Below are 11,916 nucleotides of genomic sequence, written 5' to 3'. Positions count from 1 at the left end.
CGCACCCCCGGGGGTGCGGCCCTTCGGCCGATCATGACGTACGGCCGTCACACCGTACGAACTGCCGTCAGACGGCGATGGCGACCTCCGCGAGGCCGCCCGTCCGGGCGACGACCGTACGGTCCGCGGTGCCGCCGGGGACCAGCGCCCGGACGGTCCAGGTTCCTTCGGCCGCGTAGAAGCGGAACTGACCCGTCGCGGAGGTGGGGACCTCCGCGGTGAACTCGCCGGTCGAGTCCAGGAGACGGACGTAGCCCGTCACGGGCTCGCCGTCGCGGGTCACCTGACCCTGGATCGTGGTCTCACCGGGCTTGATCGTCGAGGCGTCGGGGCCGCCGGCCTTCGCTCCACACATGTTCGTTTCCGTCCTTCAGGCCTTGACTACGAGGATTACTTGTTGGCGCCGAGCTCGATCGGGACGCCGACCAGGGAGCCGTACTCGGTCCAGGAGCCGTCGTAGTTCTTGACGTTCTCCACACCGAGCAGCTCGTGCAGCACGAACCAGGTGAGCGCGGAACGCTCACCGATACGGCAGTAGGCGATGGTGTCCTTGGCGAGGTCGACCTGCTCCTCGGCGTAGAGCTCCTTGAGCTCGTCGTCCGACTTGAAGGTGCCGTCGTCGTTGGCGTTCTTCGACCACGGGATGTTGCGGGCGGACGGGACGTGGCCCGGACGCTGCGACTGCTCCTGCGGAAGGTGTGCCGGGGCGAGCAGCTTGCCGCTGAACTCGTCGGGCGAGCGGACGTCGACCAGGTTCTGCGAGCCGATCGCGGCGACGACGTCGTCACGGAAGGCGCGGATCGCGGTGTTCTGCGCCTTCGCCTTGTAGTCCGTGGCGGGGCGGGTGGGCACCTCGGCGACCAGGTCGCGGGAGTCCAGCTCCCACTTCTTGCGGCCGCCGTCGAGGAGCTTGACGTTCTCGTGGCCGTACAGCTTGAAGTACCAGTAGGCGTACGACGCGAACCAGTTGTTGTTGCCGCCGTAGAGGACGACGAGGGTGTCGTTGCCGATGCCCTTGGCCGAGAGGAGCTTCTCGAAGCCCTCCTGGTCGATGAAGTCACGGCGGACCGGGTCCTGGAGGTCCTTCGTCCAGTCGATCCGGATCGCGTTCGTGATGTGGTTCTTCTCGTAGGCGGACGTGTCCTCGTCGACCTCGACGATGGCCACGCTCGGGTCATCCAGGTGTTCCTGGACCCAGTCGGCGTCTACCAGGACGTCGCTGCGGCTCATGCTCGTTCTCCTCCGGGGCAGTTGCGGCGGGGTGGTGCGTCAGAGAGGGGTGCGCGCTCGGGCCTGGAAGCGGCGTACGCGGCGCACGAGGGCCCTGGCAAGAGGGCCGGGGAACGCGGAAGTCGGCGCTTCCGCTCAGAAGGAGCGACAGAGCATGGCGGCGACGCGGCACAGGTCTACTGCCCGCCGCTTCGTGAGATCCGCCTGTCGCTTCATGTCGTCGATCGTAGGGACGCACAGGCGGACATGTCACCGGCGTGTCGCATGGTGAGATGCGATCGTCCGCAATGTGAGACCAGTGAGGGGTCGACGCCGCTCCCGCAGGGGTTCCGGGCCCTTGTATCCGTCGTCACACCTGCCGGACGGACGGGGGCGTCTCGCCTTTCGGACGCCTGTCCGCCCACGGAGGGGTCCTACCCGACCAGCTTGACGTCCGAACCCTTCACCGTGATCTCGACACCGTCCTTCGCCGCCTCGACCTTCTCCAGCTCGACCCCGGCCGGCAGGTCGTCGATCTTCTGCTCGAAGTCGGTGACACCGCGGATCGTGCCCTCGGGCAGCGGGATCGGGAGGCCCATGATGGAGACGCTCTTCGGGATGTCGTCGGCGTGGGCCTTGATCGTGCCGCCCTCCACGCGGACCGAACTCACCACGTACAGCGGCTTCGGCAGCGTCTGGCCGCCCTTGCTGACCTCGACCCCCACCTTGATCTTGCCGTTGCCGCCGTCGGCGAGGGAGACCACCTTGGCCGTCGCCGACACCGGCTGGCCGAGGATCTCGACCTGGAACGGGACCGCCTCGCCCTTCGAGGCCTTCAGCAACTCGTCGTACGCGACGGACGCTGTGCCGCTGGCGCTGTCGGCGGTGGCCGAGCTGTAGTCGCCGTCGAAGACGACGCCATGCATCTCGGCGCTCAGGTCGTCGATGCGGATCTTGGCGGCGGACGCGCCGGTGCCGTCCGTCGCCGCCTCATAGCTCTTGATGCCGATCTTCACGTTGTCGAGCTCGCCGCCGGCCACCTGCGTGAGGAAGGGGAACCCGGCTATGGACACGTCCGGCGTGTTGGACAGGCCCTCGCTGGTCTTGATCTTGTCCGCGGCCTTGTCCTCGGCGAAGCCGACCGCCACCCGGTCCGCGATCACGAACAGACCGCCCAGGATGACGACGACGATCAGAAGTATTCGCAGTGCGCGCATGCTCGGTGTTCCCCCACCTCGGCCGGATCTCACGTCCTGACGACCCGGGTGGCCGTCTCGCGCGAGACTAACCCTGGCCGAGGCCTTGGCCGGAGGGTTACCCGGAGTTGTCGATCACCTGTGACAGGCGGCCGTCGACCCGTCGAGCCCCTCCGGCCGGACTACCCGAGCGCCCTGCCCAGTACGTAGACGGCCGGAGCCGCCGCGGCCAGCGGCAGTGCCACCCCCGCCGTGAAGTGCACGAAACGGGACGGGTAGTCGTAGCTGGCGACCCGGTGGCCGACCAGGGCGCAGACGCCCGCGCCGAGGCCCAGGAAGGCCCCCTGGGTGCCGAGGTCCGTCATCCCGCCCACGGCGATACCGGCGCCCGCGGCGGCCAGCAGGGCGACGACCACCGAGGCCGGCGTGGGCAGCGGCAGCGCGCGGGCGAGGACCGCGACGGCGACCGCGGCCGCGCCGACCGAGACGGCGTCGGGGTCGGCGGCGAGGTGCCCGGCCGCGACGATCGCCAGCGCCGCCGAGGCGACGGTCGCCATCAGGCCGGACATCCGGGTGTCGGGGTCGGCGTGGCTGCGCAGTTGCAGGACGAGGGTGAGCAGGACCCATACGCCGAGGGTGCCGAGGATCGCGGCGGGTGCGTGTTCGCGGCCCGCGGCGAGCAGCGCGACGTCCGCCGTGAGCGCGCCCGCGAAGGCCAGCGCGATGCCCTGCCGGGCGGGCCACATCCCGTTCAGCCGGAACCAGCCCGCGGCCGTCACGGCCTGCAGCAGCACCAGCGGTACCGCGAGCGCGTACTCCCCGACCGGGGCCGCCACCGCGAGCAGCAGCCCGAGGACGGCGGTCAGGGCCGCGGGCTGGATCCCGGGCTCGATGATCGGCGACCGGCCCTCGGCACGGGCGCGCTGGGCGTCGGTGACACGGGTGTTGCCGGTGGTGGTGGCGGGGCCGTAGCCGGGGTCGGCGCCCTCTTCGGCGGCGGCACCGGAGTGAGCGCCGGGAGTCGTGCCGCCGGGGCGGGCGGAGTCCGCGTGGGCGAAGCCGTCGGCGCCCGGTGCCTGGTGGGCGGCCGGGGCGTGCTCGGGCGTCCACTGCGGCGTCGGCGCCTCCGGCGGGAGGGAGTGCGCGGCCGCGCCGTAGGGCTCGGCGTATCCCTGCGGAGGCAGGTACGCCGTGTCCGCGGCGGCCGGGGGCTGCTGCGCCTGGGTCTGCGTCTCCCAGGTCTGCCCCTCCCACTGCTGCGTGTACTGGTGCTGCTGCGAGGGGTCGTCGTATCCCTGCTGCTGCCCGGGCCACCCGGGCTCCTGCGGCGGCTGGTACGGCTGTTGCTGCTGCTGTTGCCCTTGCTGCGGGTGCGGCTGCGGCTGATACGGCTGCTGGTGCTGCGGGTGCTGGTACGGGTCGTAGCCCTCGTACCCACCGGGTCCACCGGACCCTTCGTACCCGCCGGCCCCGTCGTACCCCTCGTACCCGTCGTACGGCTGTTGGTTGCTCATCGTCTCGCTCACCCTCCTGCGAACGGCGGGAGCACCTCGACCGTGCCGCCCTCGGCCAGCCGTACCGTCTCATGTCCGCGGGTCCCCACGGGGTCACCGTCGATGAGGAACGAGCATCGCAGCAGGACGCGGACGAGTTCGCCGGGGTGTCGCTCGCGGGCGGTGTCGAGCGCCTCGGCGAGCGTGCCCGCGTCGTACGGCTCCTCGGCGACGCCTGCCGCGGCCTTGGCGGCGGCCCAGTAGCGCACTGTGCCCTTGGCCATCTCATTCCTCATTCAGTGGTTGCTGTGAACACCGCCAGGCTAGCTCTCGTCGGTGCCGGCCCGGCCCGCGTGGGCGGCGGCCCAGTCGCCGATGCGGGTGAGCAGTCCGTCGCCCGCCGCGTGCTCGGCGTGCCCCATGCCGTGCTCCAGCCAGAGTTCGGCGTGCCCGTCGGCCGCGGCGGCCAGCATCCGCGGGTGGTCGACGGGGAAGTAGCCGTCCCGGTCGCCGTGGACGACGAGGAGCGGGGTCGGGGCGATGCGGGGGACGGACTCGACGGGTGAGAGCGGCACCGGGTCCCACTCCTGGTGGTGGATGCGGGTGCGCAGGCCGTAGCGGCCGACGGCGCGGCCCACCGGGCGGGTTACCAGCCAGTGCAGGCGCCGCATAGGGGCGGTGCCCCGGTAGTACCAGCGGGCGGGAGCGCTCACCGAAACCACCGCGTCCGTACGCGCCTCCGTGCGCCCCGCGTGCTCCTGCCCCGCCGAGCCGTACAGGGCGGCATGGCGCAGCACCACGGAGCCGCCCATGGAGAAGCCGACGGTCGCCACGCGCGCGTGCCCGAGTTCGCGGGCCCAGGCCACGGCGGCCGCCAGGTCGAGGACCTCCCGGTCGCCCACCGTCGAGTGGCCGCCGGAGGCCCCGTGACCGCGGAAGGAGAATGTGACCACCGCCGCAAACTGCGCGAACGCCTGTGCGGCACGGCGTACGTGCGGACGTTCGAGGTCGCCGGTGAATCCGTGCGCCACGACGATCGCGAGGTCTTGGGAGGGCCCGGTTCCGGGGTCGTACGCCGCATCGATGGTGACGCCGTCCACCGTCCGAAGAAACGTCCGAGCAGGGGCTCCACGGCCCGTCTCAGTACGTGGACCATTGGAAGATCGCGTCGTTTGACCTGCCGGACCTGAGCTCATGTGGGCTATTCTGCTGGGCAGAGGACTCGGGCAGCGTAGCCCCCGGGTCCTTTTGTGCTTTCTGAAGCGTTGTATACGAAGCGGGAAACCGCAGGTGTACGAAGGTGGGGAATGCATGGCGGCTCCCAAGGCGCGCGGGAACCGCAGTACGAAGCAGTGCCGCAAACGTCCTCGCAGGGACCGAGGAGGAGACGACGTTATGGGCGAGCGAACCGTGCAAGATCTCAGGACGACCCGGGCAGGTGGGGCGCGATGAGCTCTCTGCTGCTCCTTACGAATGCCCTTCAGCCGTCGACGGAGGTGCTTCCCGCCCTCGGCCTGCTGCTGCACAACGTGCGCGTCGCCCCGGCGGAAGGCCCCGCACTCGTCGACACCCCCGGTGCCGACGTCATCCTCATCGACGGCCGCCGCGACCTCCCGCAGGTGCGCAGCCTCTGCCAGCTGCTGCGGTCCACCGGGCCCGGCTGTCCGCTCATCCTCGTGGTCACCGAGGGCGGCCTCGCGGCCGTCACCGCCGACTGGGGCATCGACGACGTACTCCTCGACACGGCAGGTCCGGCCGAGGTGGAGGCCCGGCTGCGCCTCGCCATGGGGCGCCAGCAGATCGTCAACGACGACTCCCCCATGGAGATCCGCAACGGCGACCTGTCGGTCGACGAGGCGACGTACAGCGCGAAGCTCAAGGGCCGGGTCCTCGACCTGACCTTCAAGGAGTTCGAACTCCTGAAGTACCTCGCCCAGCACCCGGGCCGCGTCTTCACGCGCGCCCAGCTGCTCCAGGAGGTCTGGGGCTACGACTACTTCGGCGGCACCCGCACGGTCGACGTCCACGTACGGCGGCTGCGCGCGAAGCTCGGACCCGAGCACGAGTCGCTCATCGGAACCGTCCGGAACGTCGGTTATCGATTCGTTACGCCGGAGAAGGTGGACCGCGCCTCGGACGAGGCGAAGGCCAAGGCGGCCCAGCCAAAGCCGGATGATGCGGACGAGACGGCGCACCTGGACGCCGTGGAGGCCGTCGAGGTCACCGCGGAGCCTTAGGAAGCCTGCTGTACGCCCTGCCCAGGGGCGGTCCATCCGCGTAGACTCCGCGCGTGGCCAAGGTGACTCGGGATGACGTAGCGCGACTGGCAGGGACGTCGACTGCCGTCGTCAGCTATGTCATCAACAACGGACCCCGGCCGGTTGCCCCGGCCACGCGCGAGCGCGTTCTCGCCGCGATCAAGGAGCTGGCGTACCGGCCCGACCGGGTCGCCCAGGCCATGGCCTCGCGCAAGACCGAGCTCATAGGCCTGATCGTGCCGGACGCACGCCAGCCCTTCTTCGGGGAGATGGCGCACGCGGTCGAACAGGCCGCCGCCGAGCGCGGAAAAATGGTGCTGGTCGGCAACTCGGACTACATCGCGGAGCGCGAGGTCCACTATCTGCGGGCCTTCCTCGGCATGCGGGTCTCCGGACTGATCCTGGTCAGCCACGCACTGAATGACAACGCTGCCGCGGAGATCGAGGCCTGGGACGCCCGGGTCGTGCTGCTGCACGAACGGCCCGAGGCGATCGACGACGTCGCGGTCGTCACGGACGACATCGGCGGCGCCCAGCTCGCCACCCGCCACCTCATCGAGCACGGCCACGAGTACGTGGCCTGTCTCGGCGGTACGGCAGATACGCCGTCCGTCGGCGACCCCGTCTCCGACCACGTCGAGGGCTGGCGGCGCGCGATGCAGGAGGCCGGGATCCCCACCGAGGGCCGCCTCTTCGAAGCCCCGTACAACCGCTACGACGCCTACCAGGTGGGCCTCCAGCTGCTGGCCGGGCCCGACCGCCCGCCGGCCATCTTCTGCTCCACCGACGACCAGGCCATCGGCGTGCTGCGGGCCGCCCGCGAGCTGCGCATCGACGTCCCGGGCGAGCTGGCGGTCGCCGGCTTCGACGACGTCAAGGAAGCCGCGCTCACCGACCCGCCGCTGACCACGGTCGGCACGGACCGCTCCGGGATGGCCCGCGCGGCCGTCGACCTCGTCCTCGACGACGGACTGCGGGTCGCCGGGTCGCGGCGCGAGCGGCTGAAGCAGTTCCCGTCCCGGCTCGTGGTGCGCCGGTCCTGCGGCTGCGGCTGAGCCGTACACCCCTGCCTCCCGGGCTCCTGCGCCTTTATATCGGGCATACGAGCTTCTGTCGGGCTTCTCAGGGGGCACTCAGGGAGCTCTCATGATCGGGCGACAGTCTCTTTTCCATGACCGAGAGCTTCCGCCGCAGCGGCGCGTACGAGAACCCCCAGGGTCCCGACCAGCAGTCGGCGTACCCCCAGCAGCAGCACGCCTCTTCCCCCGTGAACCCCGAGTGGCCGCCCCCGCCGGCGTACGAGCCGACTCAGCCGGGGACCGCCGAGACCCAGGTGCAGCCGCAGGTCCAGCCCCAGCCTCAGGCTTCGGCCGACGGCGGTTACGGCGGCGGGCACGACGGCGGCGGTACGGCTCTTCTCGGCGCACCCCCCGTCCCCATGGCCCCCGTCCCGGCTCCGGCTCCGAAGAAGCGCGCCAAGGGTCCGCTCGCCCTGCTCGCCGCCGTCGCGATCGCGGCCGCCGCGGTGGGTGGCGGTACCGCGTACGCCTTCCAGGAGCTGACCGGCAAGGACACCGTCTCCTCCAGCTCCACCAGCACGAACGTGATCCCCTCCAGCGCCAAGGGCACGGTGTCCGGCGTCGCCAAGGCGGTCACCCCGAGCATCGTCGAGATCAGCGCGGCCTCGAACTCCGGTTCCTCGACCGGAGCCGGCGTGATCATCACGACCGGCGGCGAGATCATCACCAACAACCACGTCATCTCGGGTGCCTCCTCGATCAAGGTGCAGCTGAGCAACGGCAAGTCGTACACCGCGAAGGTCGTCGGCACCGACAGCAAGAAGGACCTCGCGCTCATCAAGCTGGAGGACGCGCCGTCCGGCCTCACCGCCGCCACGCTCGGCAACTCCGACGGCGTACAGGTCGGCGACCAGGTCGTCGCGATCGGCTCCCCCGAGGGCCTGACCGGCACCGTCACCAGCGGCATCGTCTCGGCGCTGAACCGCGACGTGACCGTCTCGACCGACGAGAGCCAGGGCCAGGAGCAGCAACAGCAGGGCGGCGGAAACGGCCAGTGGCCCTTCTCGTTCGGCGGTCAGCAGTTCAACGGCGACACGGGTTCGTCGACGACGACGTACAAGGCGCTCCAGACGGACGCGTCCCTCAACCCTGGTAACTCCGGGGGCGCCCTCATCGACATGAACGGCAACATCGTCGGCATCAACTCCGCGATGTACTCGGCCGCTTCGGACTCCTCGTCCTCCTCGTCGAGCGCGGGCAGCGTCGGCCTCGGCTTCGCCATCCCGATCAACACGGTCAAGGCCGACCTGGCCACCCTGCGGGCCGGCGGCTCGGACAGCTGACCCTGCTCGCCCCACCCCTCCCCGACCTCTGGAGGTCGACATGACCAGGACAGTGAAGATGATCAAGAGCGTCACTCACACCGTCGTCGTCGGCAGCGACCCCGCCGGGTTCGGCATGGCCCTCGCCGTGGCCCGCGAGCTGCACGCGCCGGTGGCGCGGGCGCCCGAGGTGGCGACCTCCGCCGCGGGCGCCCGGCCCGGCCTCAGGGCCTCGGCCCGCCGCCGTACCGTACGCGGCTGATCCTTTACCGGACCGCCCGCTGACGTGCGAGGCTGATGGCACCCGACCCCGCCCCACCGCATCCGAGGAATCCGAGCCCATGAGCCCCGCCGAAGGCGACCGTGAACCCCAGCGCATCCTGATCGTGGACGACGAGCCGGCGGTGCGCGAAGCGCTCCAGCGCAGCCTCGCCTTCGAGGGGTACGGCACCGAGGTCGCCGTGGACGGCGCGGACGCGCTGGAGAAGGCGACCGCCTACCAGCCCGATCTGGTCGTGCTGGACGTGCAGATGCCGAGGATGGACGGCCTGACCGCCGCCCGCCGCATGCGCGGCGCGGGCACCACGACGCCGATCCTCATGCTCACCGCCCGCGACACGGTCGGCGACCGCGTCACCGGCCTGGACGCGGGCGCCGACGACTACCTCGTCAAGCCGTTCGAACTGGACGAACTCTTCGCCCGGGTCCGGGCCCTGCTGCGGCGCAGCTCGTACGCCTCCTCGGCGGGCGCCGCCCCGGACGACGACGCCCTCACCTTCGGCGACCTCCGCATGGACCTCTCGACCCGCGAGGTCACGCGCGGCGGCCGCGCCGTCGAACTGACCCGCACCGAGTTCACTCTCCTGGAGATGTTCCTCGCCCACCCGCGCCAGGTCCTCACGCGGGAACAGATCCTGAAGGCGGTCTGGGGCTTCGACTTCGAGCCTTCGTCCAACTCGCTCGACGTGTACGTCATGTATCTGCGCCGCAAGACCGAGGCGGGCGGCGAGCCCCGTCTCGTCCACACGGTGCGGGGCGTGGGCTACGTGCTCCGATCGGGCGGCGCGGAGTGAACAAGGTGGTGCGCCGCTTCCGCTCCCTGCCGATCCGGTCACGACTGGCGATGCTGGTGGCGGCGGCGGTGGCGTTCGGGGTGGCGGCGGTTTCGGTCACTTGCTGGTTCATCGTGCGCGGGAAGCTGTACGACGAGATCCGCGACGACCTGGCGTCGGCGGCGAGCCGCGCCCAGCCGCCCTCCATCCTCAACGGCCTCGACGCCTGCGACGAGTCCGCCGAGTCGTCGACGAATACGGGGGGTTGGCGCGCGCCGTCACAGTCCTACATCCAGATCGTCAAGTCGAACGGCAAGTCCTGCATTTTCAAGGGCTCTCCCGGCAAGGTCAAGGTCACCGACAGCGATACGACCGTCGCCAAGAACGCGAGCGACGAGGGAACCCTCCGCAACGGCACTGACACCAAGGGCAATTCCGTGCGGGTGTTGACGGTTCCCCTGGTGATCGACAACGGCCCCGGCAACCGGGCAGTCGTCCAGGGCTACGCGGTCCTCTACGCCTTCCCCCTCAAGGGCACCGATTCCACCCTCAACGAACTGGCTCTCGTCCTCCTCGTGGTCTCCGGCATCGGAGTACTCGGCGCCGGAGCTGCAGGCCTGGCCGTCGCCCGCGCAGGCCTCCGCCCCGTCGACAAACTCACCGACGCCGTGGAACACGTGGCCCGCACCGAGGACTTGACGATCCGCATCCCCGTGGAAGAGGACAGCGAGGACGAGATCGCGCGCCTCTCCCGCTCCTTCAACTCGATGGCGTCGGCCCTCGCCTCCTCCCGCGATCTGCAACAACAACTCATCGCCGACGCCGGCCACGAACTCCGGACCCCTCTCACCTCTCTCCGCACCAACATCGAACTCCTCACCCGCAGCGAGGAGACCGGCCGCCCCATCCCCGAGGCGGACCGCAAGGCGCTGCTCGCCTCGGTGAAGGCGCAGATGACCGAACTGGCCGCGCTGATCGGCGACTTGCAGACGCTGTCGCGGTCGGACGCGGGCCAGCAGGCGAACACCGTCCAGGTGGTCGCCCTCCAGGACACGGTCGAGGCGGCGCTGCGCCGAGCGCGACTGCGCGGGCCGGAGCTGTCGATCTCGGCGGACGTCCAGCCCTGGTATGTCCGGGCGGAGCCCACCGCGTTGGAGCGGGCGATCGTGAACATCCTGGACAACGCGGTGAAGTTCAGCCCCGAGGGCGGCACGATCGACGTCGTGCTCAAGGACGGCGAACTGACCGTCCGCGACCACGGCCCCGGCATCGACGCCGAGGAACTCCCGCACGTCTTCGACCGCTTCTGGCGCTCCCCGAGCGCCCGCGCCCTCCCCGGCTCGGGCCTCGGCCTGTCGATCGTGGCCCGTACGGTGCAGCAGTCGGGCGGTGAAGTGTCCCTGACCCCCGCCGAGGGCGGCGGCACGGTGGCGACGGTACGCCTGCCGGGGGCGGCTACGCCTCCGCCGGAGACGCTCTGACCGCGGCTCCGCGGACAGTCGCCTTCGCGCCCGGAAGCCCGGCCGGCGAGGCGAGCCGCGCGTACACCCCTGCCCGCGCCATCAGCTCCTCGTGCGTACCCGCCTCCACCAGCCGGCCGTCGTCGACGACGAGGATGCGGTCCGCGTCGGGGGCGAGGCTCAGGTCGTGCGTGATCATGATCGTTGCGCGGCCCGCCATCAGGCGGCGCAGGGGCTGGAGCACCCGTCGGGCGGCGATCGCGTCGAGGCCGGCGGTCGGTTCGTCGAGGACGAGGACGGGGGCGCGGCGGAGCATGGCGCGGGCGATGGCGATGCGCTGGAGCCGGCCGCCGGAGAGGGCGGCCGTGCCGGGGGCGATCTCGGTGTCGTAGCCGTCCGGGAGAGCGGCGACGAACTCGTGCGCCGCTGCCTCCCGGGCCGCCCGCACGATGTCGTCGTCGCTCGCCCCCGGCCGCCCGCACTCGATGTTCTCGCGGATCGAGCCGTGCAGGATCAGCGTCTCCTGGGGCAGCAGGGCGACGTTCTCGCGCAGGAACTCCAGGGGTACGTCGGTCAGCGGGACGCCGTCGAGGCGGATCACGCCCGCCGAGGGGTCGTAGAAGCGCGTGAGGAGTTTGGAGAGGGTGGACTTGCCGGCGCCGCTCGCGCCCGTGACCAGGACCAGTTCGCCCGGGCCCGCCGTGAACGTCACGTCGCGCAGGGACTCCCTCGCCGCGCCCGGGTAGCGGAACGACGTGCCGTGGAAGCCGACCCAGCCGCGGACGGGCCACGGGCGGGCCGGTTCGGCGGGGTCGCTCACCGCGGGCTCGGTGTCGAGGATCTCCTGGAGGCGTTCCGCGCCGGCCGTGGCTGGGCGACTGAGATCAATTTTCAGACGACTCGGGGA

Annotated in this window: 13 protein-coding genes and 1 pseudogene; 6 read left to right on the top strand and 8 right to left on the bottom strand. The window is 71.0% G+C overall.

From position 1 onward, the window contains the following. Positions 1-67: 67 nt before the first annotated feature. From ABZS97_RS29860 to ABZS97_RS29830, 7 genes are all read right to left on the bottom strand, one after another. Positions 68-355 (bottom strand): DUF1416 domain-containing protein, encoded by a 288-nt coding sequence (locus ABZS97_RS29860; protein WP_018527919.1) that lies wholly within the window; start codon positions 353-355, stop codon positions 68-70. Positions 356-390: 35 nt separating this feature from the next. Then, on the bottom strand, positions 391-1,230 hold the full coding sequence (locus tag ABZS97_RS29855) for a sulfurtransferase (protein WP_356142529.1): 840 nt from the start codon (positions 1,228-1,230) through the stop codon (positions 391-393). 135 nt (positions 1,231-1,365) lie between these two features. Beyond that, entirely contained in the window at positions 1,366-1,446 is an 81-nt protein-coding gene (locus tag ABZS97_RS29850; RefSeq protein ID WP_351515640.1) for a putative leader peptide, read from the bottom strand. 197 nt (positions 1,447-1,643) lie between these two features. Then, entirely contained in the window at positions 1,644-2,426 is a 783-nt protein-coding gene (locus tag ABZS97_RS29845; RefSeq protein WP_356142526.1) for a DUF2993 domain-containing protein, read from the bottom strand. A gap of 161 nt (positions 2,427-2,587) precedes the next feature. After that, the gene (locus ABZS97_RS29840) at positions 2,588-3,919 is read right to left on the bottom strand and encodes a hypothetical protein (RefSeq protein WP_356142524.1); all 1,332 of its coding nucleotides are present in this window, start codon (positions 3,917-3,919) and stop codon (positions 2,588-2,590) included. An 8-nt stretch (positions 3,920-3,927) separates the two neighbouring features. Continuing rightward, positions 3,928-4,182 (bottom strand): MoaD/ThiS family protein, encoded by a 255-nt coding sequence (locus ABZS97_RS29835; RefSeq protein WP_356142522.1) that lies wholly within the window; start codon positions 4,180-4,182, stop codon positions 3,928-3,930. A gap of 39 nt (positions 4,183-4,221) precedes the next feature. Further along, a complete protein-coding gene (locus ABZS97_RS29830; RefSeq protein WP_356142520.1) occupies positions 4,222-5,094 on the bottom strand; it encodes an alpha/beta fold hydrolase in 873 nt (290 codons plus the stop codon). A gap of 252 nt (positions 5,095-5,346) precedes the next feature. Here ABZS97_RS29830 and ABZS97_RS29825 point away from each other — a divergent pair, with 252 nt between their 5' ends. From ABZS97_RS29825 to ABZS97_RS29800, 6 genes are all read left to right on the top strand, one after another. Continuing rightward, a complete protein-coding gene (locus ABZS97_RS29825; RefSeq protein WP_356142518.1) occupies positions 5,347-6,135 on the top strand; it encodes a response regulator transcription factor in 789 nt (262 codons plus the stop codon). Positions 6,136-6,188: 53 nt separating this feature from the next. Continuing rightward, on the top strand, positions 6,189-7,211 hold the full coding sequence (locus ABZS97_RS29820; protein WP_356142516.1) for a LacI family DNA-binding transcriptional regulator: 1,023 nt from the start codon (positions 6,189-6,191) through the stop codon (positions 7,209-7,211). A 116-nt stretch (positions 7,212-7,327) separates the two neighbouring features. Beyond that, a complete protein-coding gene (locus ABZS97_RS29815; RefSeq protein WP_356142514.1) occupies positions 7,328-8,518 on the top strand; it encodes a trypsin-like peptidase domain-containing protein in 1,191 nt (396 codons plus the stop codon). A gap of 58 nt (positions 8,519-8,576) precedes the next feature. Next, entirely contained in the window at positions 8,577-8,759 is a 183-nt protein-coding gene (locus ABZS97_RS29810; protein WP_356142533.1) for a hypothetical protein, read from the top strand. 79 nt (positions 8,760-8,838) lie between these two features. Next, positions 8,839-9,570 (top strand): response regulator transcription factor, encoded by a 732-nt coding sequence (locus ABZS97_RS29805; protein ID WP_356142512.1) that lies wholly within the window; start codon positions 8,839-8,841, stop codon positions 9,568-9,570. Then, complete coding sequence (locus ABZS97_RS29800; protein ID WP_356142509.1) at positions 9,567-11,030, top strand: HAMP domain-containing sensor histidine kinase; 1,464 nt, start codon at positions 9,567-9,569, stop codon at positions 11,028-11,030. The genes ABZS97_RS29805 and ABZS97_RS29800 overlap by 4 nt, the downstream gene beginning before the upstream one ends. Here ABZS97_RS29800 and ABZS97_RS29795 read toward each other — a convergent pair. After that, positions 11,005-11,907: pseudogene (locus ABZS97_RS29795) on the bottom strand (ATP-binding cassette domain-containing protein); the annotation flags it as partial. The gene ABZS97_RS29800 and the pseudogene ABZS97_RS29795 sit on opposite strands and share 26 nt — an antisense overlap. Positions 11,908-11,916 lie beyond the last annotated feature (9 nt).

The organism is Streptomyces sp. NPDC005485 (genome assembly GCF_040606085.1).
GTDB lineage: Bacteria > Actinomycetota > Actinomycetes > Streptomycetales > Streptomycetaceae > Streptomyces.
This window is presented reverse-complemented; position numbering and strand designations above follow the sequence as displayed.